This is a genomic window from Herbidospora sp. NBRC 101105 (assembly GCF_030269205.1).
GTDB lineage: Bacteria > Actinomycetota > Actinomycetes > Streptosporangiales > Streptosporangiaceae > Herbidospora > Herbidospora solisilvae.
In genome coordinates this window covers 570,837-593,423 of record NZ_BSSX01000001.1, presented here as the reverse complement: position 1 = coordinate 593,423, position 22,587 = coordinate 570,837, and the positions used below count along the sequence as shown (strand labels likewise).

Annotated in this window: 21 protein-coding genes; 7 read left to right on the top strand and 14 right to left on the bottom strand. The window is 70.5% G+C overall.

Annotated features, from left to right (window positions below; all coding sequences use genetic code 11):
• The first annotated feature begins 9 nt into the window (after positions 1–9).
• Genes qcrC through qcrB form a run of 3 tightly spaced genes read left to right on the top strand, consistent with a single transcriptional unit; the run spans position 10 to position 3,526 of the window.
• Positions 10–828: a cytochrome bc1 complex diheme cytochrome c subunit gene (gene qcrC / locus QSK34_RS02695; protein ID WP_285579494.1), complete on the top strand. Its 819-nt coding sequence runs from the start codon at positions 10–12 to the stop codon at positions 826–828.
• A complete protein-coding gene (gene qcrA / locus QSK34_RS02690; protein ID WP_161480174.1) occupies positions 825–1,901 on the top strand; it encodes a cytochrome bc1 complex Rieske iron-sulfur subunit in 1,077 nt (358 codons plus the stop codon). The genes qcrC and qcrA overlap by 4 nt, the downstream gene beginning before the upstream one ends.
• Complete coding sequence (qcrB, locus tag QSK34_RS02685) at positions 1,898–3,526, top strand: cytochrome bc1 complex cytochrome b subunit (RefSeq protein ID WP_285579493.1); 1,629 nt, start codon at positions 1,898–1,900, stop codon at positions 3,524–3,526. Before qcrA ends, qcrB begins: the two co-directional genes overlap by 4 nt.
• A gap of 64 nt (positions 3,527–3,590) precedes the next feature.
• Here qcrB and QSK34_RS02680 read toward each other — a convergent pair whose 3' ends face one another.
• Positions 3,591–4,337, bottom strand: a complete 747-nt coding sequence (locus QSK34_RS02680; protein WP_285579492.1) for a phospholipase A2 — start codon at positions 4,335–4,337, stop codon at positions 3,591–3,593.
• Between the two features lie 930 nt (positions 4,338–5,267).
• Positions 5,268–6,521, bottom strand: a complete 1,254-nt coding sequence (locus QSK34_RS02675) for an FAD-binding oxidoreductase (protein WP_285579491.1) — start codon at positions 6,519–6,521, stop codon at positions 5,268–5,270.
• Positions 6,522–6,602: 81 nt separating this feature from the next.
• Between QSK34_RS02675 and QSK34_RS02670 the strand changes: the two genes are divergently transcribed.
• Positions 6,603–9,854 carry an ATP-binding protein gene (locus tag QSK34_RS02670; protein ID WP_285579489.1) on the top strand — a complete coding sequence of 1,084 codons (3,252 nt, stop codon included), beginning with the start codon at positions 6,603–6,605 and terminating at the stop codon, positions 9,852–9,854.
• On the opposite strand, the gene QSK34_RS02665 is transcribed toward QSK34_RS02670, so the two are convergent.
• The 4 genes from QSK34_RS02665 to ctaC all read right to left on the bottom strand — a co-directional run bounded on the left by QSK34_RS02665 (position 9,851) and on the right by ctaC (position 13,994).
• On the bottom strand, positions 9,851–10,999 hold the full coding sequence (locus tag QSK34_RS02665) for a L,D-transpeptidase (RefSeq protein WP_285579487.1): 1,149 nt from the start codon (positions 10,997–10,999) through the stop codon (positions 9,851–9,853). The genes QSK34_RS02670 and QSK34_RS02665 overlap by 4 nt on opposite strands.
• 165 nt (positions 11,000–11,164) lie before the next feature.
• Entirely contained in the window at positions 11,165–11,560 is a 396-nt protein-coding gene (locus tag QSK34_RS02660) for a cytochrome c oxidase subunit 4 (protein WP_285579485.1), read from the bottom strand.
• Positions 11,557–13,230, bottom strand: a complete 1,674-nt coding sequence (gene ctaD / locus QSK34_RS02655) for an aa3-type cytochrome oxidase subunit I (RefSeq protein ID WP_285579482.1) — start codon at positions 13,228–13,230, stop codon at positions 11,557–11,559. The genes QSK34_RS02660 and ctaD overlap by 4 nt, the downstream gene beginning before the upstream one ends.
• The gene (gene ctaC, locus QSK34_RS02650; RefSeq protein ID WP_231515278.1) at positions 13,227–13,994 is read right to left on the bottom strand and encodes an aa3-type cytochrome oxidase subunit II; all 768 of its coding nucleotides are present in this window, start codon (positions 13,992–13,994) and stop codon (positions 13,227–13,229) included. The genes ctaD and ctaC overlap by 4 nt, the downstream gene beginning before the upstream one ends.
• Before the next feature lie 239 nt (positions 13,995–14,233).
• Between ctaC and QSK34_RS02645 the strand changes: the two genes are divergently transcribed.
• Positions 14,234–15,367: a cysteine desulfurase family protein gene (locus QSK34_RS02645; RefSeq protein WP_285579478.1), complete on the top strand. Its 1,134-nt coding sequence runs from the start codon at positions 14,234–14,236 to the stop codon at positions 15,365–15,367.
• A 47-nt stretch (positions 15,368–15,414) separates the two neighbouring features.
• The gene (locus QSK34_RS02640) at positions 15,415–15,654 is read left to right on the top strand and encodes a sulfurtransferase TusA family protein (protein WP_030450475.1); all 240 of its coding nucleotides are present in this window, start codon (positions 15,415–15,417) and stop codon (positions 15,652–15,654) included.
• A gap of 37 nt (positions 15,655–15,691) precedes the next feature.
• Here QSK34_RS02640 and QSK34_RS02635 read toward each other — a convergent pair whose 3' ends face one another.
• The gene (locus QSK34_RS02635; RefSeq protein ID WP_285579475.1) at positions 15,692–16,678 is read right to left on the bottom strand and encodes a carbohydrate kinase family protein; all 987 of its coding nucleotides are present in this window, start codon (positions 16,676–16,678) and stop codon (positions 15,692–15,694) included.
• 145 nt (positions 16,679–16,823) lie between these two features.
• On the bottom strand, positions 16,824–17,177 hold the full coding sequence (locus tag QSK34_RS02630; RefSeq protein WP_030450477.1) for a HesB/IscA family protein: 354 nt from the start codon (positions 17,175–17,177) through the stop codon (positions 16,824–16,826).
• 160 nt (positions 17,178–17,337) lie between these two features.
• On the opposite strand from QSK34_RS02630, the gene nadA reads away from it, so the two are divergent.
• Positions 17,338–18,492, top strand: coding sequence for a quinolinate synthase NadA (gene nadA, locus QSK34_RS02625; protein WP_161480186.1), 1,155 nt, complete (start codon positions 17,338–17,340; stop codon positions 18,490–18,492).
• A 3-nt stretch (positions 18,493–18,495) separates the two neighbouring features.
• Here nadA and QSK34_RS02620 read toward each other — a convergent pair whose 3' ends face one another.
• The 6 genes from QSK34_RS02620 to QSK34_RS02595 are packed head-to-tail and all read right to left on the bottom strand — an operon-like array spanning position 18,496 to position 22,530.
• Positions 18,496–19,209, bottom strand: a complete 714-nt coding sequence (locus tag QSK34_RS02620; RefSeq protein ID WP_285579467.1) for an SIMPL domain-containing protein — start codon at positions 19,207–19,209, stop codon at positions 18,496–18,498.
• A 56-nt stretch (positions 19,210–19,265) separates the two neighbouring features.
• A complete protein-coding gene (locus QSK34_RS02615; RefSeq protein ID WP_285579466.1) occupies positions 19,266–20,003 on the bottom strand; it encodes a maleylpyruvate isomerase family mycothiol-dependent enzyme in 738 nt (245 codons plus the stop codon).
• An 8-nt stretch (positions 20,004–20,011) separates the two neighbouring features.
• On the bottom strand, positions 20,012–20,560 hold the full coding sequence (gene pspAB / locus QSK34_RS02610) for a PspA-associated protein PspAB (protein WP_285579463.1): 549 nt from the start codon (positions 20,558–20,560) through the stop codon (positions 20,012–20,014).
• A complete protein-coding gene (htpX, locus tag QSK34_RS02605; RefSeq protein ID WP_030450482.1) occupies positions 20,560–21,453 on the bottom strand; it encodes a zinc metalloprotease HtpX in 894 nt (297 codons plus the stop codon). Before htpX ends, pspAB begins: the two co-directional genes overlap by 1 nt.
• 4 nt (positions 21,454–21,457) lie before the next feature.
• Positions 21,458–21,736 (bottom strand): PspA-associated protein PspAA, encoded by a 279-nt coding sequence (pspAA, locus tag QSK34_RS02600; protein WP_062351547.1) that lies wholly within the window; start codon positions 21,734–21,736, stop codon positions 21,458–21,460.
• The gene (locus QSK34_RS02595; protein ID WP_081898195.1) at positions 21,736–22,530 is read right to left on the bottom strand and encodes a PspA/IM30 family protein; all 795 of its coding nucleotides are present in this window, start codon (positions 22,528–22,530) and stop codon (positions 21,736–21,738) included. The genes pspAA and QSK34_RS02595 overlap by 1 nt, the downstream gene beginning before the upstream one ends.
• Between the last annotated feature and the right edge of the window lie 57 nt (positions 22,531–22,587).

Here is a 22,587-nt window from a genome sequence, read left to right as displayed (position 1 = left end):
GGGATTTCGGTGAACTCCATCACCGCGCGACGGCGGCGGCATCCCCTCGCGCGCCTCGCGGTCGTGGCGCTCGCGCTGGGCCTGCTGGGCGGCGGATACGCCGCCGCCGCGCCCAGTGACAGCACCGCCGACGCGGCGGTCGCGTCGGGCAAGGCCGACGACGTCGCCGAGGGCAAGAGCCTGTTCGTGGCTCACTGCGCGAGCTGCCACGGCCTGAACGCCGAGGGCACCTCCATGGCCCCGCCGCTGGTGGGCGTCGGCGCCGCCTCGGTCGACTTCCAGGTCAGCTCGGGCCGCATGCCGGCCGCCGACCCGGCCGCGCAGGCGCCCCGCAAGCCGCTCGCCGAGTGGGTCACGCCCGAGGCGATCAACCAGCTCGCGGCCTACGTCCAGAGCCTCGGCGGCGGCCCCACGCGGCCCACCGCCGACATGGTCGACCCGTCCAAGGGCGACCCGGCCAAGGGCGGCGAGTTGTTCCGCGCCAACTGCATCCAGTGCCACAACTTCGTCGGCGCCGGCGGCGGGCTCACCTACGGCAAGTACGCCCCGAACCTGAACCCGGCGACGCCGGAGCAGATCTACGAGGCGATGATCACGGGTCCGCAGGCCATGCCGGTCTTCAACGACTCGATCATCACGCCCGAGCAGAAGCGCGACATGATCGCCTACATCACCCAGGTCCGGGGTCAGACCGACCCGGGCGGGTTCGGTCTCGGTCGCATCGGCCCGGTCACCGAAGGCCTCGTCGCCTGGATCGCCGGGATCAGCTTCATGTCCCTCGCCGCCATCTGGATCACCGCCAAGAAGCGTAAGAGAACATCAAAATGACAGAAAACGAGCTTCCCGGCCCCGATGACGAGGCGCGCGTGCCGCGTCGCGTCATCGGCACCCCGGCTCAGGGAACCGCCGTACTCGGCACCCGCCCGGCCACGGCCGAGGTGGAGACGCCCGGCGTGACGCTCCCCGACCCCGCCGACGCCCGCAAGGCCGAGCGCACGGTCACCCTGCTGTTCTTCATCGCCTTCCTGGCGGGCATCGCCTTCATCGCGTCCTATGTGATCTTCCAGGTCGGCGACATCGACAGCACCGGCGTCTCCAACGCCGCCCTCGGCGGCAGCCTGACGGTGGCCCTGCTGGCCCTGTCGGCGGGCGTGGTGGTCTGGGTGCGGCGGATCATGCCGAAGTACAACATCGTCCAGGAGCGCCACGAGATGCGCTCCGACGGCGACACCCGCGAGTACGTCGGCAAGACGTTCGTCGCCGGCGCCAACGAGAGCGGCTTCGTCAAGCACAAGATGATGCGCCGCACGCTCCTGCTGGCGGCGGCCCCGCTCGGCCTGGCCCCGCTGGTGCTGCTGAAGGACCTGGGCCCGCTGCCCGGCACCTCGCTGCGTCACACGGTGTGGAAGAAGGGCATGAAGCTGGTGGTCGAAGGCACCGGGCAGCCGATCCTGGCGTCCGACTTCGACTCCCCGGGCGGCATCCTGTCGGTCGTGCCCGAGGGTTACGAGCACGACCTCAACGCCCTCGCCAAGGCCACCCTGATCTTGATCAAGTTCCGTCCCGAAGACCTCAAGGCGGGCACGATCAAGAACTGGACCTACGATGGCATCGTCGCCTATTCGAAGATCTGCACTCACGTGGGCTGTCCCGCGGCGCTCTACGAGCAGACGACCCACCACATCCTGTGCCCCTGCCACCAGTCGACGTTCGACGCGACCGACGGAGCGAAGGTCATCTTCGGTCCGGCCGCGCGGCCGCTGCCGCAGCTGCCGATCGGCGTCGACGGCCAGGGCTACCTCATCGCCCAGGCCGACTTCGACGTCCCCGTCGGTCCCAGCTTCTGGGAACGCGGCGACGCCGAGGCCGACGCCCGGGAAGCCAGGGGGAACCAGTCGTGAACGAGACTCCGAAGCCCATCGCGGGCACCGCGTCCTACCTCGACGACCGGCTCGGCGCGGGCAGCTTCCTGAAGCGCAACCTGCGTAAGGTCTTCCCCGACCACTGGTCGTTCCTGCTCGGCGAGATCGCCCTCTACTCCTTCATCATCCTGCTGCTCACCGGCACGTTCCTGACGTTCTGGTTCAAGCCGAGCATGCAGCACGTCATCTACGACGGCTCCTACCAGCCGCTCGTGGGCGTGGGGATGTCGGAGGCCTACGCCTCGACGCTGCACATCAGCTTCGAGGTCAGGGGTGGTCTGCTGATCCGGCAGATGCACCACTGGGCGGCCCTGCTGTTCGTGGCCGGCATGACCGTCCACATGCTGCGCGTGTTCTTCACCGGCGCCTACCGCAAGCCGCGTGAGCTCAACTGGATCATCGGCGTCCTGCTCCTCACGCTGGCCCTGGCCGAGGGTCTGACCGGCTACTCCCTCCCCGACGACCTGCTCTCCGGCGCCGGTCTGCGGATCACCGAGGGTGTCGCGATCTCGATCCCGGTGGTCGGCACCTACATCACGTTCTTCCTGTTCGGCGGGGAGTATCCGGGTGAAGACGTCATCTCGCGCTTCTACTCGCTGCACATCCTGCTGATCCCCGGCATCCTGCTGGCGCTCATCTCGGCCCACATGGTGCTGATGTGGGTGCAGAAGCACACCCAGATGCCCGGCCCGGGCCGCACCGAGCACAACGTGGTGGGCGCGCCGTTCTACCCGGCCTTCATGGCCAAGGCGGGCGCCTACTTCCTGTTCACGTTCGCGTGCATCGCGGGTCTGGGCACGTTCGCGCAGATCAACCCGATCTGGTTGTTCGGCCCCTACACCCCGGCCGACATCTCGGCGGGATCCCAGCCCGACTGGTACATGGGCTTCCTGGAAGGCGCGCTGCGGCTGATGCCGTCGTGGGAGATCAACTTCCTCGACCACACGGTGCCGCTCAGCGTGCTGATCCCGGCGCTGGTGCCGATGGGCATCATCATGACGGGCCTGGCGGTCTACCCGTTCGCGGAACAGTGGATCACCGGCGACCGTCGTGAGCACCACCTGGCCGACCGTCCCCGCAACGCCCCGGTCCGCACCGCGATCGGCATGAGCGGCGTGACGTTCTACGGCATCCTGTGGCTGATGGGCGCCAACGACTGGATCTCGGCGTACTTCCACATCGGGCTCTACGAGACGACGATCATCGGCCGGTTCGCCATCTTCATCGGCCCGGCGATCGCCTACTGGGTCACCTACCGGATCTGCCTCGGCCTCCAGCGCCGCGACCAGGACATCCTGTCCCACGGCGTGGAGTCGGGCGTGATCAAGCGGCTGCCCCACGGCGAGTACATCGAGGTCCACGTGCCGCCGGCCGAGGACATCGCCGAGCACATGCGCGGCAAGAAGGAGATCCCGATCGTCCCCGGCGACGAGGACAAGGACGGCATCCCGCCCAAGGGCGTGCGCGGTCCGATCGGCAAGCTCCGCGCCAAGGCCAGCAAGTTCTACGGCACCGACCACGTCCCGCTCGACGGCCACGGCCATGACGGCCACGACGAGCACGCCGCGGTCGGCGCGGGCGACAAGCCGCGCGAACTGCACTAGCCCGTTCTCTCACGGAGAGACCCGGAGCGTTCTTCGCTCCGGGTCTTCTTCTTTTCCTGGACGATCACATGGTGACCCACCGCGTGCAGGCGACCGCCCCGCCACGGGCCTGCCCGCAGGCACGCAGGCTCTGGTAGCGGTCCCACATCGGCGGCGTGACCGCGCTCGTCAGGAGAGGCTGGACCCTGGTCAGCCCCAGCTGGATCCAGGTGACGCCCAGGTTCCAGGAACGGTCCACCCACACGGCGTCACCCGGCGCCCCGCCCCCGATGCGCCCCACGGCGAACGGCTCCTCGGCGCCCGTGTAGAGCCGGACGACCCGCCCCGAGGGAGTGACGACGGCGGCGGCCGGATAGACCCGTCCCACGCCGCGCAGGAGCGCGTGCAGGACCCGCCCCTCCCCCCGGCAGGCGACGCCCCTGAACGACTCCCAGCCCTGGTAGCGGCCACAGAGGGCGTACACGTCGGCCAGGAACCGGTCGTCGACGCGCCGGCGCCCCTCGGGGGTGAGGCGGCCCTGCGCCCGGAGGTTCCGGTAGCCGAAGTCGTGCCGCCGGCAGGCGTCGTCGAAGTCGAAACCGCCCTCGCCGAACAGGCAACCGCCGGTGACCCAGACGAGCCCCCGGTCCTTGTTCTCATGGTCGGCCCGGGCGATGAAGTCGCGGAGCGGGATCTGGAACAGCAGCCGGTCGGTCCTCTCGACGAGCTCGTCGTCGGCAGCGGCAGAACCGTCCGCGCCGACCAGGACCAGCGCGACGGCCAGCACCGTCGCCACGGCGACTCGCAGCGGACCACGGGTCGAACGGGTCACGTCTCGCCTCTTTCCATCTCAACGCACAACGCGGTGAGACCTTGGTTCGCCCCTCTTCTGGGGACCGTTCCAAATTCGGCCCGCCAGAACAGCCCCATGCATGGCGGGAATGAGCGGCAGCGCGAGCAGCGTGAGCGGCGGCGCGTTGCCGGGCTTCGCATTTCACCCCTGGAGAGGGTCCGCGTGGCGCCACGCGACTGCGCCGGAGAGCCAACGGGTACTCGTCCGGCAACGGCTCGACCGGGTGAACAGGTGGTGCACCGAGGGCGGCAGACGGCAGGTCCTGCTGCACGACAGGTCCCGTTTTCTGGCACGTCCGGCCACGGCACCAGACATTTCGCCCACCACATCCGGCCCCAATCACATCCGGCCCCAATCACATCCGGCCCCAATCACATCCGGCCTCACCAGATCTCGCGACCGGTCGTCTGGCCATCCGACGCGGCGGCTCCCGGCATGGCGGCGCATGGTGTGGCCGCACTGGACCTCTGGGCACCCGACATCTGGGCACCCGACATCTGCGCTCCCCACATCTGCGCACCCGATGACGCCGCAAGCAGCGAGGGCGCAGCCACGAAGCCTTGGGGCGCGGCGGATATGGGCGGGCGCTTGCGGCCCGCTCTCAAGGAGTCGGTCCGCAGCGCCCCATGCCATTCCTTCCGGCCGTGGTCGCACCGAAGTCCCGCCTCCGTAATAGTGGAGAAATGGGGCGTTTCCGATTGCGCGCCGACCGAGTGCCATTCTTGGGCTCCGAAGCCGAGCGGCTCCCGCCCTCGACAGGCCGCCTGCGCGCGAGGGCGGGAGTTCCAGGTGGCCGCCTGTACCCCCGGTGACATGGCCCGGAGTCTACGCCGGAATTCACGTCAATTGAGATGACAATCCAGCCATGAATTGCTATTCCACGATTTCGTCCACAACCCTGTAATCCAATTACCGGGGCGCCACGTGACCGATTCGGAAAAGGTTTCCGGGGTCCACCCGGTTCCTGATCTCGGCCAGCCGCCGCCGGGTCGCCTCCGGCCAGGCGCGCCCCGTCGTCGTCAGGTCCGCCCCGTGCATGTTGATCAGCGATCCGCCCGTCGACCACGGCGCGAGCGCCCCCACGACCGCCCCGGGGTCGCTGCCCGGCAGCCCGATCGCCAGCACGTTGAACACGCCGTCCCGCCCGCCGACCGCGTTCGGCTCCTTCGGCTCGCGGGCCAGCGCCCCGCCCAGGTGCCGGATCTCGACCACCGGGATCGGCAGCTCGACCGACGGCCCGGCGACGGTCAGCAGGGTCTCCACCGCCTCGGGGGTCAGCTCGCGCAGCAGGGTGCTGCGCTCGACGGCCGGCATCGGGTCGGTGGGGTCGTTGTGGATGCGGTCGAGCTGCGTGTACGGCAGCTCCCCCACCCCGCCGAGCACCGGCTCGGCCACCCCGAGCATCGGCGCCAGGAGGGCCTCCTGAGGCTCGGGAGAGGCCACCCGCAGGTGGGCCACGAACTGCCCGCGCAGCGGCGGCGGTAGCTGCGGGAGCGGCGGCAGGCGCAGGAAGGCGAGCGAGGTGGTCAGCGTCTCGGGCAGGCCGGGCGCCCAGCGCTGGTAGGCCCGCAGCACGGCCGGGGCGTCGGCGGCGGCGTAGTAGAGGCCGCCGCCCCACACGGTGGCCAGCGGGAACAGGTCGACGGTCAGCGAGGTCACCACGCCGAAGCCGCTCTTGCCGCCGCGCAGCGCCCAGAACAGGTCGGGCTCGCTGCCGGGGTCGGCGACCCTGACCGCGCCGTCGGGCGTCACCACGGTCAGCGACCGGACGTGGTCGGCCGCGAACCCGTAGGTGCGGGCCAGCGGGCCGATGCCGCCGCCCAATGTGAAGCCGACGGCGCCGACGCCTGAGGCGGAGCCGCACAGGGGCGCGAGCCCGAAGGGGGCCGCCGCCTGGACGACCTCGGCCCACGTGCAGCCGGCGCCGATGGTCGCGGTGCGCTCGACGGGGTCGATCGTCAGGGAGCGCATCCGCGAGGTCAGGATCAGGACCGCGCCGTCGGCGGCCTGGACGGCTCCGTGGCCGGTCGCCTGGACGGCCACGGGCAGGTCGCGGGCGGCCGCGTGGGCGAGGGCCTCGGCGACGTCGGCGGGGGTCTCGGCCTCGGCCACGAGGGCGGGGTGGTGGCGGACCGCGAGGTTGAATCCGGAGATTTCGTTCATGGGAGAGGTTGTCCCATGGTGTCCTCGTATGCGGCTGAGGCGGCATCCTAGTGTGGTCCTAGTCATCAGGGAGGAACGGCGATGCGGCACGACTTCCGGGTCCTCGGGCCCGTGGAGGTCCTCAGCGAGGGGCGGGCCGTCGACCTCGGCCCGCGCAAGCAGCGGGCGGTCATGGCGTTGCTGCTCACGCACGCCCCGAGGGTCGTGGCGCTCGACCAGATCATCGACGCCCTCTGGCAGGACGAGCCGCCCTCCAGCGCGACCGGAACGCTCCAGGCGTACATCTTTCAGCTCCGCAAGGCCCTGGAGCCCGAGAGGAGCCCGCGCACCCCGGCGCGGATCCTGCGCACCCGCGAACCCGGCTACCTGCTCGACATCGACCCCGACCAGATCGACTCCCACCGGTTCCTGCGGGCCATGGAACAGGCCGAGGCCGCCCCGCCCGAGCAGGTGGAGAAGATCCTCACCCCCGCGCTGGACCTGTGGCGCGGGGAGCCGTACACGGGACTGCAGGACGAGGAGTACCTGCGGCCCACCATCGCCCACCTGACCGAGGCCCGGCTGACGGCGCTGACGACCCGGGCGGAGGCGCGGCTGGCCCTCGGACGTTCCGCCGAGGTGGCGCTGGAGGTCGAGCGGCTGCTGGAGGCGGCGCCGTACCGGGAAGGGCTCTGGTCGCTGCTCATCCGGGCGCTCTACACCGACCGGCGGCAGGCCGACGCGCTGGCCGCCTACCAGCGCTGCCGGGCGCTGCTCGACGAGGAGCTCGGGCTGCTGCCGGGCCCCGAGCTGCGGGCGCTGGAGCAGGCGGTGCTGCGGCAGGAGGAGCTGCCGCCCTCGCGCGTCGCCGTGGTCGCCGCGCCCGCTCCGGCGCAGGTCGAGCTGCCCCGGTTCGTCGGCCGGGCGGCCCAGCAGCGGCGTGTGCACGACCGCGTCGCCGACGCCGCCAAGGGCTCCGGCGGGGTGCTGCTGATCGGCGGGGAGGCGGGCATCGGGAAGACCACCCTGGCCGAGGCCGCCGCCGAGCTGGCCGCCCGGCAGGGGTTCACCACCGCGTGGAGCCGCTGCGCCGAGGACGCGCCCGCCTTCTGGCCGTGGATCCAGGCCCTGCGGCTGCTCGACCCGCCCATGGCCGAACGCCTGTCGGCCCCCGGCGAGGCCGCCGACCCCGACGCCGCCCGTTTCCTGCTGCACGACGCGGTCGCCCGCGCCCTCGAACGGCGCGCCGCGCGCGGCCCGGTCATGATCGTGCTGGAGGACGCCCACTGGGCCGACGCGGCCACCCTGAAGCTCCTCACGTTCCTCGGCGCCGACCTGCACCGGATCCCGCTCCTGGTGGTCGTGACGGTACGCCACCACGACACCCCCCAGCCCGTCGACGTGTTCGCCGAGCTCGCCCGCCAGCGCGGCACCGAACGGCTCACGGTCGGCCCGCTGACCACCTCCGACGTCGCCGACTACCTCGACGGCCGCGACCCGGCCCTGCGCGAGCACGTGGCCGTGCTCCACGACCGGACCGGCGGCAACCCCTTCTACCTGGGCGAGCTGCTCCGCCTGGCGGCCTCCACCCGGTCGGCCGACATCGCGGCCCTGCCCGTACCGGACGGAGTGAGAGACGTCATCGCGCAGCGCGTCTCCCGCCTGCCCGAGGAGACCCAGGCGCTGCTGCGGACCGCGTCGGTGGCCGGCCGCGACGTCGACTCCGACGTGCTGGCCGCCGCCGCGGGCATCGACCCGGCCCGGCTGCTCCTGCTGCTCGAACCGGCCGTCGCGACCGGCCTGCTCGTCGAACTCGACGGCGGCTGGGACTACCGCTTCTCCCACGCGCTGGTCCAGGAGTCCCTGTACGGCGAGCTCACCCGCCTCCAGCGCGCCCGGCTGCACGGGAAGATCGGCGAGGCGGCCGAGTCGTTCGGCGGCGGCGACCTCGACCGCGTCCCGGTGCTGGCCCACCACTTCGCCCAGGCCGCCCGCGTCGGCCACGCCGAGAAGGCCGTCGCCTACGCCGTCAAGGCCGCCGAGCAGGCCGCCGCGGGTCTGGCCTACGACGAGGCGGTGCGCTACTGGGAGCTCGCGCTGGCCTCCCACGGCCCGGCGGGCACCTCCCGGCGTTGCCGCCTGCTGATCGAGCTCGGCCGGGCCCGGCGCGTCACGGGCGACGTGCTGGGCGCCCGCGCGCCCCTCGACGAGGCGGTCGACCTGGCCATGCGGCTGGGCGAGGACGACATGGCGATCGAGGCCACCAGCGTCTTCGGCGGCGTGACGCTCTGGAACTGGTGGTCCTACGGCGTCGTCAACCCGCGCATGGTGAACGTGCTGCGCGACCAGCTCGCCCGGTTGCCCGCCGACGACCTGGCCCGCCGCGCCGCCCTCCTCGGCACCCTCGCCGTGGAGCTCTACTACGGCCCCCGCGACGAGGGCCTGGCCTGCGCCGCCGAGGCGGTCGCCCTGGCCCGCCGGACCGGCGACCCGCAACTGCTGGCCCGGACCCTGAACAACTACGTCATCGCCGCCTGGTCGCCCGAGCACGACGCCGAGCGGTTCGCCGCGGCGGCCGAGATCCTCACCCTGCCCGGCCTGCCCAAGCTGACCGAGGTCATCTCACGCCTGCACCGCATGCAGGGCCTGATGCAGGACGGCGCGATCGCCGAGTACGACGCCGAACTGGCCCGCTGCCTGCGGCTCACCGAGGAACTGCGCATCCCCGAGATCACCGCCCAGGTCAACTACGCCGCCTCGGGCCGGGCCATCCTGCACGGCGACTGGGCCGAGGCCCGGCGCTACAGCGCGCTGGCCGGCGAGTGGTACCGCCGCACCAGCCTGTGGGGGCCCGACTTCGTCGACCTGCTGAGCGAGTTCTACATCGGCTGGTCGCGGAACGCGGTGCCGGCGGCCCTGGTCGCCACGCTCGTCGAGCGGGCCGAGGACCCGTCCGACCGGCTGCTGCGCCCGACGGCGATCCTGGCCCTGTGGGAGTCGGGCGACCAGACGGGCGCCAAGGAGCTGCTCGACCGCTGGGGCGTCACCCTCGAACGCAACTGGGCCTGGCAGTTCTCGGCCTGGCAGTGGGCGCTGGTCGCGGCCCGCATGGGCCGCCCGGCCCCCGAGGAGATGCTGACGGCCCTGCTCCCGGTCGCCGACCAGATCGCCACCCTGGGGACCGGCTGCGTCTCGTGGGGCTCGATCCACGAGGCCGTCTCGGGTCTGTACGAGGCCCTCGGCGACCTGGACCGCGCCCGCGACCACGCGGGTCAGGCGGCCCGGGTGCACCGCAGGCTGGCCATCCCCCATCTGGAGCGCCGCAGCGCGGCGCTCCGGGACCGGCTCGGCTAGACCATCGGGTCGGTCGTCGCGTCGCGCAGCCGGCTCCACTTCAGCCAGTCCTTCCACTTCGGCTGCCAGTGGCCCCAGCCGTTGGTGGGTTCGAGCTGGCGAGGGGAGCCGGTGAGGATGATCGGGTCGCCGATCAGCGTCTGCTCCTTGTACCACTTGGCGTTCGACGGGCTGATGTTCACGCAGCCGTGGCTGACGTTGGAGTTGCCCTGCGAGCCCACCGACCAGGGCGCGCCGTGGACGTACTCGCCGCTGTTGGAGATGCGGACGGTGTCGTAGACGGTTTGCTGGTAGTAGCCCGCCTGACCGGGGCCCGCGTCGGGCGAGGTCATGACCGTGACGTCCTCGCGCGACATGGCCAGGTGGATGCCGCTGGTGGTGTGGTACTTCCACACGCCGCCCTTGCCGGCGCTGAACGGGATCGTCCGGATGACCTTGCCGTCGCGGATCACGTCCATCGTGTGCTTGGTGATGTCTCCCTTGGTGATCTGGGAGCGGCCGATGGTGAAGTCGCGGACGACGTCCTTGCCGCCGTAGAGGCCGTTGTCGCCGCGCACGCCGGCCATGCGGGCGGTCACCCGGACCTTGGTGCGGGGCGGCCAGAACTTCTTCGGCCGGTAGGCGATCGTCTTGTCGTCGAACCAGTGCCAGGCGCCCTCGACCGGCTTGGACGCCTGCACGAGCAGGTTGCGCTCGATCGACACCCGGTCCTTCACGGCCGTGTTGAAGGTGATCATGATCGGCATGCCGACGCCGACCGTCAGGCCGGTGTAGTCCTTGTTCGGCAGCAGCGTGTCGATCTCGAACGTCTTGGTGGCCGCGAGGGTGGAGAACGAGCTGCTCCCCCGCGCCGACCCGGCGGTCGCCGCGACCGTGTAGTGGGTGCCCGGCATCATCGGCCGCACGCTGCGCCACATCGTGCGGTCGGCGCTGTAGACCCCCTCGACCGGCTTGCCGCCCTCGGCGGTGACGGCCACCGACCCCAGCGGGGCGCCGGACGCGTAGATCTTGATCGGGAGCTCCGGCGGCAGGTTCGCGGCCCCGTTGGTCGGAAAGATCATGACCGACTCGGCCTTCTTCTGCTGGGCGGCGTCCTCCCCTGCTGTGGCGGTGGTGGCACAACCGGTCACCATCAGTAGGGCCAACGCCCCCGCACCACGACTTCGCACGCGGATCTCCCCCCGGGTCACCTTGATCACTATCTCTGAGTTATTACCCGATTACGGGGAGTTCGGTCGCGCGACACTCCTTTCGAAGGCAAAGAAAAAGTCCCGGCCCGCCCAAGGCGAACCGGGACCAAGCTGCGGGAACTAGTGCGAGAAGTGCCCGCGGTAGTACTGGAAGACGAAGCCGATCGTGCTCATGATCACCGCGAAGACGCCGATGATGAAGAGCCACCAGCCGATGACGAAGCCGAAGAACGTCAGCGCGGCCGACAGGCACACGAACAGCGGCCACCACGAGTGGGGGCTGAAGAAGCCCAGCTCACCCGCGCCGTCACTGATCTCGGCCTCCTTGTCGTCCTCGGGCTGGTCGCCGATGCGACGGGCCGTGAACAGCAGGTAGTAGCCGATCATGAAGGCGAGGCCCACCGAGATCGCCATCGCGGTGGTGCCGGTCACCTCCTTGGACCAGAACCAGTAGACGACGTCGGCGGCGGCGAAGAACGCGCCGGTGAGGATGAACATCCATCCCTGGACCTTCACGACTTGACCTCCTCGATCTCCGGCTGGGCCTGGCCAGGCGTGATGTGCGGGTACTTGAGGTCGAACGCCGGGCGCTCCGACCGGATGCGGGGCAGCCGGTGGAAGTTGTGCCGCGGCGGCGGGCAGGAGGTCGCCCACTCAAGCGAGCCGGCGTAGCCCCACGGGTCGTCGACCGTGACCTTGGGCGCGTTGCGCCAGGTCGTCCAGACGTTCCAGAGGAACGGCAGGGTGGAGGCGCCGAGCAGGAAGGCGCCGACCGAGCTGATCATGTTCAGGTCGGTGAAGCCGTCGACCGCCGCGTAGTCGGCGTAGCGGCGCGGGAAGCCGATGACACCCAGCCAGTGCTGGACCAGGAAGGTCAGGTGGAAGCCGAAGAACAGCGTCCAGAAGTGGACCTTGCCGATCTTGTCGTTCAGCATCTTGCCGGTGAACTTCGGCCACCAGAAGTAGAAGCCGGAGAACATCGCGAACACGACCGTGCCGAACACCACGTAGTGGAAGTGGGCCACCACGAAGTAGGAGTCGGAGATCGAGAAGTCGAGCGGCGGCGAGGCCAGGATGACGCCGGTCAGGCCACCGAAGAGGAAGGTGACCAGGAAGCCCACGGCGAAGAGCATCGGCGTCTCGAAACTGAGATGCCCTCGCCACATCGTGCCGATCCAGTTGAAGAACTTCACGCCCGTCGGCACGGCGATGAGGAACGTCATGAAACTGAAGAACGGCAGCAGCACCTGGCCGGTGACGAACATGTGGTGCGCCCACACCGTCACCGACAGGCCCGCGATGGCGATGGTCGCGCCGACCAGGCCGATGTAGCCGAAGATCGGCTTGCGGCTGAAGACCGGCAGGACCTCGGTGATGATGCCGAAGAACGGCAGGGCGATGATGTAGACCTCGGGGTGGCCGAAGAACCAGAACAGGTGCTGCCACAACATCGCGCCGCCGTTGGCGGCGTCGAAGACGTGGGCGCCGAGCTTCCGGTCGGCCTCCAGCACCAGCAGCGCCGCCGCGAGCACCGGGAAGGCCAGCAGCACCAGGATGCTGGTGAGCAGGATGTTCCAGGTGAAGATCGGCATGCGGAACATCGTCATGCCGGGCGCGCGCATGCAGATGATCGTGGTGATGAAGTTGACGGCGCCGAGGATGGTGCCCAGGCCCGACAGGGCCAGACCCATGATCCACAGGTCGCCGCCGATGCCCGGCGAGGTGACCGCGTTGGACAGCGGCGCGTAGGCGGTCCAGCCGAAGGCGGCCGCGCCGCCCGGGGTGAAGAAGCCGCCGACGGCGATGATGCTGCCGAACAGGTAGAGCCAGTAGCTCACCATGTTCAGGCGCGGGAACGCCACGTCGGGGGCGCCGATCTGCAGCGGCATGAGCTCGTTGGCGAAGCCCGCGAACAGCGGGGTCGCGAACATCAGCAGCATGATCGTGCCGTGCATGGTGAACAGCTGGTTGAACTGCTCGTTCGAGACGACCTGCAGGCCCGGCTGGGCCAGCTCGGCGCGCATGACCAGGGCCATGACGCCGCCGATGAGGAAGAACACGAACGAGGTCATCAGGTAGAGATGACCGATGATCTTGTGGTCGGTCGTCGTGAGCCACTTCACGACGACGGAGCCCTTGCGGTAGGGCCGCGCGGGGATGCCCGCGCTTTCGGCGTGGGCGGTCACTGTGCGCCTCCGGCGGCGGACTGGGTGGTCATGTACTGGTCGAACTCCGCCTGCGGGACCAGCTTGACCGAGAACAACATCTTGCTGTGGTCGACACCGCACAGCTCGGCGCACCGTCCGAAGAACACCCCGGTCTTGTCGAGGGTGTCGAGCTCGAACTTGTTGTGCACGCCCGGGATGACGTCCTGCTTGAAGAGGAACGCCGGCACCCAGAACGAGTGGATGACGTCGGGCGACTCGAGGGCGAACTCGACCTTGGTGCCGACCGGCAGCACCAGCTGCGGGCCCTGCGGGTTGGTCGTGCTCTGCTTCGACAGGTCGACCGGGACGCCGGCCACCGTCGCGGTCTTGCCCTGGGCCTCGGTCGTGAAGCGCCAGCTCCACTGGTAGCCCTCGACCTTGACCTTCACCGGGGCGGTGCCGGAGACCTTGATGATCTCGGCCTCGTCGCGCGCGGTGAAGTAGAAGAAGACCGCCACCATGACCAGCGGAACGAGCGTGTAGAGCATCTCGATCGGCAGGTTGTACCGCACCTGGGGCGGCAGCTGCTGGTCGGAGTTCTTCCGCCGGCGGTGGAACAGCACCGACCACACGATCAGGCCGAAGACGACGACGAACGTCGCGAAGGCGGCCACCCACGAGCCCAGCCACAGGTCGAGCATCAGGTTGCCCTGCCGCGTCTGCGGCTCGGGCTGGGCCAGCCGGGACCACTGGTCTGCTGCCTCGGAACTACACGCCGACGCGGACGCGACCAGAACCGCCACACCGGCGAGACTGGGCAGCCGGCGGCGGGCCAACGATCGCCGTGTCGTACGGCGGGTCGGACTCACGGATCGCCTACCCCACACTTGAAGCCCATGGGGCACACCCCTGGGCGGTTTTCGAGGATTCCACACAGCCGGGGGAATCTTCTCCCCCGCTTTACTTGATTCACTTCAATGCCGAGACACTTTAGCGCGGACCGGCACCGGTCCTCGTTCCAGCCCCCGTTAATGTCCTCACTGTGGCGTACCTCGACGCGGCATCGACCGAGCCCCTCCACCCAGCGGCCCGCGAAGCACTGCTCGCGGCCCTCGACGTGGGGTGGGCCGACCCCGCCCGGCTCTACGGCTCGGCCAGACGGGCGCGGCTGCTGCTCGACCAGGCGCGGGCCGAGATCGCCGAGGTGCTGGGCGCGCGTCCGGACGAACTGTCGTTCACCACGTCGGGCACGCAGGCCGTCCACCTGGGCGTCCTCGGCGCGCTGCAGGGCCGGCGCAGGGCCGGGCGTCACCTGGTGGTGAGCGCGGTCGAGCATTCGAGCGTGCTGCACGCGGCGGGCGTCCACGAGGGGGCCGGAGGCAGCGTACAGACCATAGGCGTCGCGATCACCGGGCGGGTCGACCTGACCTCCTTCGCCGAGGCGGTGGCCGCCGAAGGGGTCGCGGCAGCGGCGCTCCAGACGGCCAACCACGAGGTCGGCACCCTCCAGCCGGTGGCCGAGGCGGCCGAGGCGTGCCGGGCGGCGGGGGTGCCGCTGGTCGTCGACGCGGCCCAGTCGGCCGGGCGGCTGCCGATCCCGCCGGGCTGGTCGGTGCTGACGGCCAGCGCCCACAAGTGGGGCGGGCCGGCCGGGGTCGGGGTGCTGGCGGTGCGCAAGGGCACCCGCTGGCGCTCCCCCTATCCGGAGGACGAGCGGGAGCTGCGCCGGGTGCCGGGCTACGAGAACGTGCCGGCCGTGGTGGCCGCCGCGGCGGCGCTGCGCGCCCGCGCGGCCGAGTCGGCGGCCGAGAACGCCCGCCTGTCGGCGCTGGTCGACCGGATCCGCGCCGAGGTCCCGCGCCGGGTCCCCGACGTCGAGGTGATCGGCGATCCGGTGGACCGCCTCCCCCACCTGGTGACCTTCTCGTGCCTGTACGTCGACGGCGAGGCGCTCCTGACCGAACTCGACAAGGCCGGTTTCGCCGTCTCGTCAGGAAGTTCGTGTACGGCGAGTACGCTTCGTCCATCACACGTGCTGGAGGCGATGGGCGTGCTTACGCACGGGAACGTCCGGGTATCGCTGCCCCGTGGGATACCCGAAGACGATGTCGAGCGGTTCCTCACCGTTCTCCCCGACATCGTGCGTCGCGTCCGCCAGCGTCTGGGGGTGCAGTGATCTGGCGTAAGAAGTCGCCCGAGCCGCCTGCCGAAGCGCCTGCGCCGGTGATTCCGCCGGCCGCGCTGACCATCGACGCGCTGGGCCGCAAGTGCCCGATTCCGATCATCATGCTGGCCGAGCGCGTCGGCGAGGTGCCCGTGGGCGCGGTGATCTCGGTGCTGGCCGACGACCCGGCCGCCTTCACCGACGTCCCGGCCTGGTGCCGCCTGAAGTCCCACCAGCACGTCGAGAGCTACGAGCTGCCGCAGGGCGGCTGGGCGATCCACGTACGCCGGCAGTACTGAAAAAGGCCGCCCCGAAGGGCGGCCTTTCGCGTGAGGGCTACGGGCGCAGGCAGCGCAGGTGGGCACCGACCTCCTCGGCGGCGTCCTTGCCGTAGCAGGCGCCGAAGCGCTCCAGGAAGTCGGCCTGGCCGAGCTCGTATTCCTGGCCGCCGACGCGCTCCAGCACGTGGGTGGCGGTGAGATTGCCGATCTGGGCGCAGCGCTCCAGGCTCAGGCCCCAGGTCAGGCCGGCCAGGAAGCCGGAGCGGAACGCGTCGCCGACGCCGGTCGGGTCGGCCTTGCCGCGCTCGGGGGCCGGGGAGACGTGGATCGACGGCTCGCCCTTGCGGTCGATGCGGGAGCCCTTGGGGCCGAGCGTGGTGATCCGCACGCCGACGCGGTCGAGGACCTCCTCGTCGGACCAGCCGGTCTTCTGCTCGATGAGCCCCTTCTCGTAGTCGTTGGAGAAGAGGTAGGCCGCGCCGTCGATCAGCTCGCGGATCTGCTCACCGGGCATGCGGGCGAGCTGCTGGGAGATGTCGGCGGCGAACGGGATGCCGCGCGACTTGCACTCGGAGGTGTGGCGCAGCATGGCGTCGGGATCGTTGGGGCCGATCAGCACGAGGTCGAGGCCGCCGACGCGGGCCGCGATCGGGCCGAGCTCGATGTTGCGGGCCTCGGCCATCGCGCCGGTGTAGAACGACGCGATCTGGTTGTGGTCCTGGTCGGTGGTGCACAGGAACCGCGCGGTGTGGTGGAGCTCGGAGATGTGGACGGAGTCGCAGTCGACGCCGTGGCGCTCCAGCCACGACCGGTAGTCGGCGAAGTCGTCGCCGACCGCGCCCACGAGGATCGGCCGCAGCCCCAGGCCGCCCATGCCGAACGCGATGTTGCCCGCGCAGCCGCCGCGCCGGATCTCCAGCTCGTCGACGAGGAACGACAACGACACGCGGTCGAGCTGCTCGGCGATGAGCTGGTCGCCGAAGCGGCCGGGGAACGTCATCAGATGGTCGGTCGCGATGGAGCCGGTGACGGCGATGCGCACGGGGTGATCTCCTCGTTGTCAGCAGCGCGTGGACGCCCGCCGGATCGCGAGCCCCGCAAGAATACGCGATATTCAGGCTGACCCGGGACATGGCGAGACACCCGCGCGCCCGAGCGGGGTGCGCGGGTGTCTGGCCGGGCGCTCCTTAGTTGAAGGAGTCGCCGCAGGCGCAGGAACCCGTGGCGTTCGGGTTGTCGATCGTGAAGCCCGACTTCTCGATCGTGTCGACGAAGTCGACCGTCGCACCGATCAGGTAGGGGGCGCTCATCCGGTCGGTCACGACCGAGACGCCGCCGAAGTCGGAGACAACGTCGCCGTCCATCGAGCGGTCGTCGAAGTAGAGCTGGTAACGGAGGCCGGAACAGCCCCCCGGCTGCACGGCGACGCGGAGGTGCAGACCCTCCTCGCCCTGCTGCTCCAGCAGGCTGCTGACCTTGGCGGCGGCCGCGTCAGTCAGGATCAGGCCCTGCTTCGTGGTCTCGCTGCTCTCAACCGACATCTTGGTGACTCCCAGCGTCTGTATCTGACGTCCTTCTAGAACGGTAGCAACACGTTGGCCCTGTCCCTACATTCCCGGTCCGGACACCCCAGGGGAATACCTCCCAAAGCGGATGTGTAATTATTAGTCGTCAGTTCGACGATAAGTCCCCGAAGGGGGTGTGGTCGTGACGACCACGAGTCTTCCGCTCTTCGTCCTCGGGCAGGGCGTCGACCCGCACAGTGAGCGCGGTGTCGACTGCCCCGGTGAGCTGCCCCCCGCGTCCGACCCGGAGCTGGTGGCGCGGGCCCGCAAGGCCAAGGAGGCGCTCGGCGACCGGCTGTTCGTGCTGGGCCATCACTACCAGCGGGACGAGGTCATCCAGTTCGCCGACGTGACGGGCGACTCCTTCAAGCTGGCCCGCGAGGCGGCGGCCCGGCCCGAGGCCGAGTTCATCGTGTTCTGCGGCGTCCACTTCATGGCCGAGTCGGCCGACATCCTGACCTCCGACCGGCAGAAGGTGATCCTGCCCGACCTGGCGGCCGGCTGCTCCATGGCCGACATGGCCACCTTCGACCAGGTCGAGGAGGCCTGGGAGGTGCTGGAGGACGCCGGGATCGCCGGGGTCACGGTGCCGGTGACGTACATGAACAGCAGCGCCGACATCAAGGCGTTCTGCGGGCGGCACGGCGGCGCGGTGTGCACCTCGTCCAACGCCAAAAGGGCCCTCGACTGGGCCTTCGAGCAGGGTGAGAAGGTGCTGTTCCTGCCCGACCAGCACCTGGGCCGCAACACCGCCGTGCTGGAGATGGGCCTCTCGCTGGACGACTGCGTCGTCTACAACCCGCACCGCCCGAACGGCGGCCTGACCGACGAGCAGCTCAGGAACGCCAAGATGATCCTCTGGCGCGGCCACTGCTCGGTCCACGGCCGCTTCACCGCCGAGAACGTCGACGACGTGCGGGCCCGCGTCCCCGGCGTGAACGTGCTGGTCCACCCCGAGTGCCGCCACGAGGTGGTCACCAAGGCCGACTACGTGGGGTCGACCGAGTACATCATCAAGCAGCTGGAGGCCGCCCCCGCCGGGTCGACCTGGGCCGTGGGCACCGAGCTCAACCTGGTGCGGCGGCTGGGGGCGATGTTCCCCGACAAGACGGTGATGTTCCTGGAGAAGACCGTCTGCTACTGCTCGACGATGAACCGCATCGACCTGCCCCACCTGGTGCGCTCGCTGGAGTCGCTGGCGGCGGGACAGGTCGTGAACCAGATCACGGTCGACCCGGAGACCACCCACTGGGCCAAGGTCGCGCTCGACCGCATGCTGGCGCTGCCGTAACGGCTAGCGGAGCTCGAAGACGACCCTGACGTTGACGCCCACCGACTGGCGGCCCGGCGAGATCGACTTGTCGGCCGCCATCAGGTGGACGCCCTCGAACGGGATCGGGGCGCGCCCCTCGCCGTCTTCGCTGACGCTCAGCACCCGGCCGAGCCTGCGGCCGGTCAGCTTGGCGTACTGCCTGGCCTTGGTCTCGGCGTCCTTGTACGCGGCGTCGCGGGCGGCGGCCAGGGCGGTCGCGGGGTCGCCGATCTCGAAGGAGATGCCGTTCAGGCGGGCCTCCTCCCCGGCGGAGGCGACGGCGTCGACCACCCGGTCGGCGATGTCGAGGTCGCGGACGAGCACCTCGACGCCCTGCCCGGCGCGGTAGCCGGCCACCTTCGGGTAGTCGTCGTATTCGGGGCCGAGGGAGATCTCGCTGGTGCGCAGGTCGTCTTCGTCGACGCCGGCGTTCAGCAGGGCGGTGCGGAGGGTCGCGGCGGCCCTGCGGGCGTCGCCGAACGCGGCCCCGGCCGTCGCGCGGCGGACCTCGACGCCGGCCTGGAGGCGCATGCGGTCGGGGGCGGCCGAGACGGCGCCGTTGCCGGTGACGGTGATCTTCGCGTCGTCTGCCACCACCCCGGCATACCCGGCGGGCGTGGCGGCGAACGCCGCCGGGGTGGTCAGCAGTCCGGCGGCGAGGAAGGCGGCCGCGGCCGCGTACCTGAAGGTGATCATGGGCGCGATCCCATCACCACCCCGGCCGGCCGGGCCGCCGCGCCACGCCTCCTTGGTCACATCGTGGAGTTGTCGGCCCAGCGCTTGAGCAGGGCCGAGTCGCCCTCGACGGAGTAGTCGCCGTAGCCGCGGCGGCCCCACATCAGCAGCAGGATGTCGGCCGCCGTCGAGGTGCGGACGGTGACCTCGCCGGGCATCGCGGACGGCTCGTAGGTGTAGCCGTCGGGGTAGAGGGTGACGAGGAAGCCCACGCCGGTGTCGGACTGCCACGAGAGCCGCTCGCCGTCGCCGGTCAGGTCGCGGGGCTTCCAGTCGGCGTAGGGGAGGTTGTCGAGCAGTTCGCTCACGCCGTCGGCGGCGACGGCCTCGTCGATACGCGGGGCCTGGCCGAGGGCGATGGCGGCGTCGGCGGCGTGGACGGCGTTCTCGCAGAGCTGGCGGCGGCCCCACCAGACCACGGGGCGGAGGCCGGCCCACGTCCAGACGACCGTCGACGGGTCGTGCGCGAGCAGGCTCCTTCTGAGCGGTTCGGCCCCGGCGGCGAACCAGTCGGCGTAGCCGCCGTCGTCGGCGGGCAGGCCCAGGTCGACGGCCGCGCGGTCGAGCCGCTCCTGGCGGGCCTCCCCGGCCACGATCGCGGCCCGGCGATGGGTGCTCCCGGTGTGCTCGACCAGGTCGCGCAGGCTCCAGCCGGGGCAGGTCGGCACGGGCCTGGCCAGGTCGTGCCCCCGCACGGCGTCGGCCATGGCGGTGATCTGCGCCGCCACCGCGTCGGCGTACTCCCGCTGGTCCACAGGCCCCCCTACAGTCCGGGCGCTCCCCACACCGCGAACCAGCGGGACAGGTCGGCCTCGATGGGCAGGTCGCCCGCGAGCGTGCCGCGCGCCTGCAGTTCCAGGGCGTTGTCGCGCCGCTGGCCCGGCAGTGGGGCGAACGGGTAGAACGTGCCCTGCTTGTAGAGATATACCAGGGCGAGCCGCCGCCCGCCGGGATCGGCGAAGACGACGGTCGTGCACAGCAGCGAGGAGCCGAACCCGGCGCCCTCCAGGCTGGAGTTGGCCCCGTGGAGGTTGGTCACCAGCGAGGACACGTCGTCGTCGCGCACGGTCAGCCACGTGAAGCCGTAGTCGTCGTTGGTGATCTCCGGGCTGCCGACGAGCTGCCGCACGTCGTCCTGGAGACGGGCGAACGCGGCCCCCTCGGCGGCGCGGAAGCAGACCGAGCCCACGCCGGCCGGCCCGAACGCGGTCGCGACCTGCAGCGTCACCGCAGCCGAGGGCAGCGCGAACAGCGCGTCGAGATCGGGCCTGGCCTGTTTCGAACGGCCGAGCAGCGCGTCGAACCAGCCCATCAGGCCTCCCTTCCGAGTTCGCCGGAGATCCGGGCGAGTTGTTCGAGCCGCTTCTCCAGCGGCGGGTGGGTGGCGAACAGCGTCGCCACGCTCGCCCGGTTCAGCGCGGGCGCGAAGTAGAACGCGTTGAACGACTGCGCCTCGCGCAGGTCGCGCGTCGGGATGCGGGCGATCTCGCCGGAGACCTTGGTCAGGGCGCTGGCCAGCGCGGACGGACGCTGGGTGAGATAGGCCCCGGCCCGGTCGGCCGCCAGTTCGCGGTAGCGCGACAGCAGCCGGGTCAGCACGAAGCTGACGCAGTAGACGATCGTGGAGACCAGCACGATGATCAGGCCGATCGGCAGGCCGCCCTGGTTGTCGCGGTTGCGGCCGAGGCCGGCGTACAGGGCGAAGCGGGTCATCAGCCCGGCCACCACGCCGAGGAACGAGGCGATCGTCATGACCGCGACGTCACGGTGGGCCACATGGGACATCTCGTGGGCCAGGACGCCTTCGAGCTCGGGCGGGTCGAGCCGCCGGAGCAGGCCGGTCGTCACGCAGACGACGGAGTTCTTCTGGTTGCGCCCGGTCGCGAACGCGTTGGGCACGTCGCTGTCGGCGACGGCCACGCGGGGCTTGGGCATGTCGGCGAGGGCGCTCAGGCGGTCGATCACGGCGTGGAGCTGCGGGGCCTCCTGCGGTGACACCTCTCTGCCGCCCATCGCGTACAACGCGATCTTGTCGGAGAAGAAGTACTGCACCAGCAGGAAGCCCGCGGCGATGACCAGGACGACGACCGCCCGCGCCCCGGCGGCGATGAGCACCGCCACGAACACGACATAGAGCAGGCCGAGCAGGAACATGGTCAGCACCATGCGGCGGGTCAGCCCGGAGTCGGGCCTGAACCGGGACACGGCGCTAACCCGGGATGAGCCCCTGGTCGCCCAGCATCTCCCGGACCTCGTCGATCGAGGCGTCCGCGGGGGGCAGAATCAGCTCAGACGGTTCAAGGGCATCGTCCGCGAGGGGCTTGCCGACATGGCGGACCTTGTCGAGAAGCGCGTGCAGCGCGGATCGGAACGTGGTCTCGTCGTCGGCCTCGATGGCCGACTCGAGTTCGGTGTCGAGGTCGTTGAGCACGCCGAGATCGCCGTCGGCGATCTGGACCTGCCCCTCCCCCATGATTCTGACGATCACTACTGTGCCTCCCCCGGCTGACGGTATTGCTGGGTGTGCTGGGGCTGCGGCTGGGCGGCCGGCTGCCCCTGCTCGATGGCGCTCTTCGGCGCCGGGCCCTGCCCCAGCTCGGCCTTCATGCGGGCCAGCTCCAGCTCCACGTCGCCCCCGGCGCCCATGCGGTCGAGCTCGGCCTGGATGTCGTCGCGCTGACCGGTGTAGTCGTCGAGCGCGCCGCTGGCCAGCAGCTCGTCGATGGCGCCCGCGCGGGCCTGCATCTGGGCCGTCTTGTCCTCGGCGCGCTGGATCGCCAGGCCGACGTCGCCCATCTCCTCGGAGATGCCGGAGAAGGCCTCGTTGATCCGGGTCTGCGCCTCGGCGGCGGTGTAGGTGGCCTTGATCGTCTCCTTCCGGGTGCGGAAGGCGTCGACCTTGGACTGGAGACGCTGGCTGGCGAGCGTCAGCTTCTCCTCTTCACCCTGCAGGTTGTTGTACTGGATGCGCAGGTCGGCCACCTGGGCCTGGATGGCGGTGCGGCGCGAGAGGGCGTCGCGGGCCAGGTCTTCGCGACCGGCGGCCAGGGCGCTCTTCGCCTGCTGCTCACGCTTGGCGGCCTCGGCCTCGGCCTGGTTGATCTGCAATTCGACCCGCTTGCGGCTGGTCGCCACGTCCGCCACGCCGCGCCGTACCTTCTGGAGCAACTCGAGCTGGCGCTGATATGAGTAGTCCAGGGTTTCCCGCGGATCCTCCATCTTGTCCAGGGCCTTGTTGGCCTTGGACCTGAAGATCATGGAAAGTCTCTTCATCACGCTCATGCGCGTCGGCCGTCCCCTTCTTAGGTTGTGCGTGGGTAACCCCAGCCGTTTCAAGCC

What these genes read in the sequence shown, in the direction of transcription:
- qcrA (WP_161480174.1), top strand. Translation starts at nt 825, where the DNA reads ATGACAGAAAACGAGCTTCCCGGCCCCGATGACGAGGCGCGCGTGCCG.
- QSK34_RS02675 (WP_285579491.1), bottom strand. Translation starts at nt 6,521, where the DNA reads ATGAACGAAATCTCCGGATTCAACCTCGCGGTCCGCCACCACCCCGCC.
- QSK34_RS02670 (WP_285579489.1), top strand. Translation starts at nt 6,603, where the DNA reads ATGCGGCACGACTTCCGGGTCCTCGGGCCCGTGGAGGTCCTCAGCGAG.
- QSK34_RS02630 (WP_030450477.1), bottom strand. Translation starts at nt 17,177, where the DNA reads ATGTCGGTTGAGAGCAGCGAGACCACGAAGCAGGGCCTGATCCTGACT.
- QSK34_RS02620 (WP_285579467.1), bottom strand. Translation starts at nt 19,209, where the DNA reads ATGATCACCTTCAGGTACGCGGCCGCGGCCGCCTTCCTCGCCGCCGGA.
- pspAB (WP_285579463.1), bottom strand. Translation starts at nt 20,560, where the DNA reads ATGGGCTGGTTCGACGCGCTGCTCGGCCGTTCGAAACAGGCCAGGCCC.
- QSK34_RS02595 (WP_081898195.1), bottom strand. Translation starts at nt 22,530, where the DNA reads ATGAGCGTGATGAAGAGACTTTCCATGATCTTCAGGTCCAAGGCCAAC.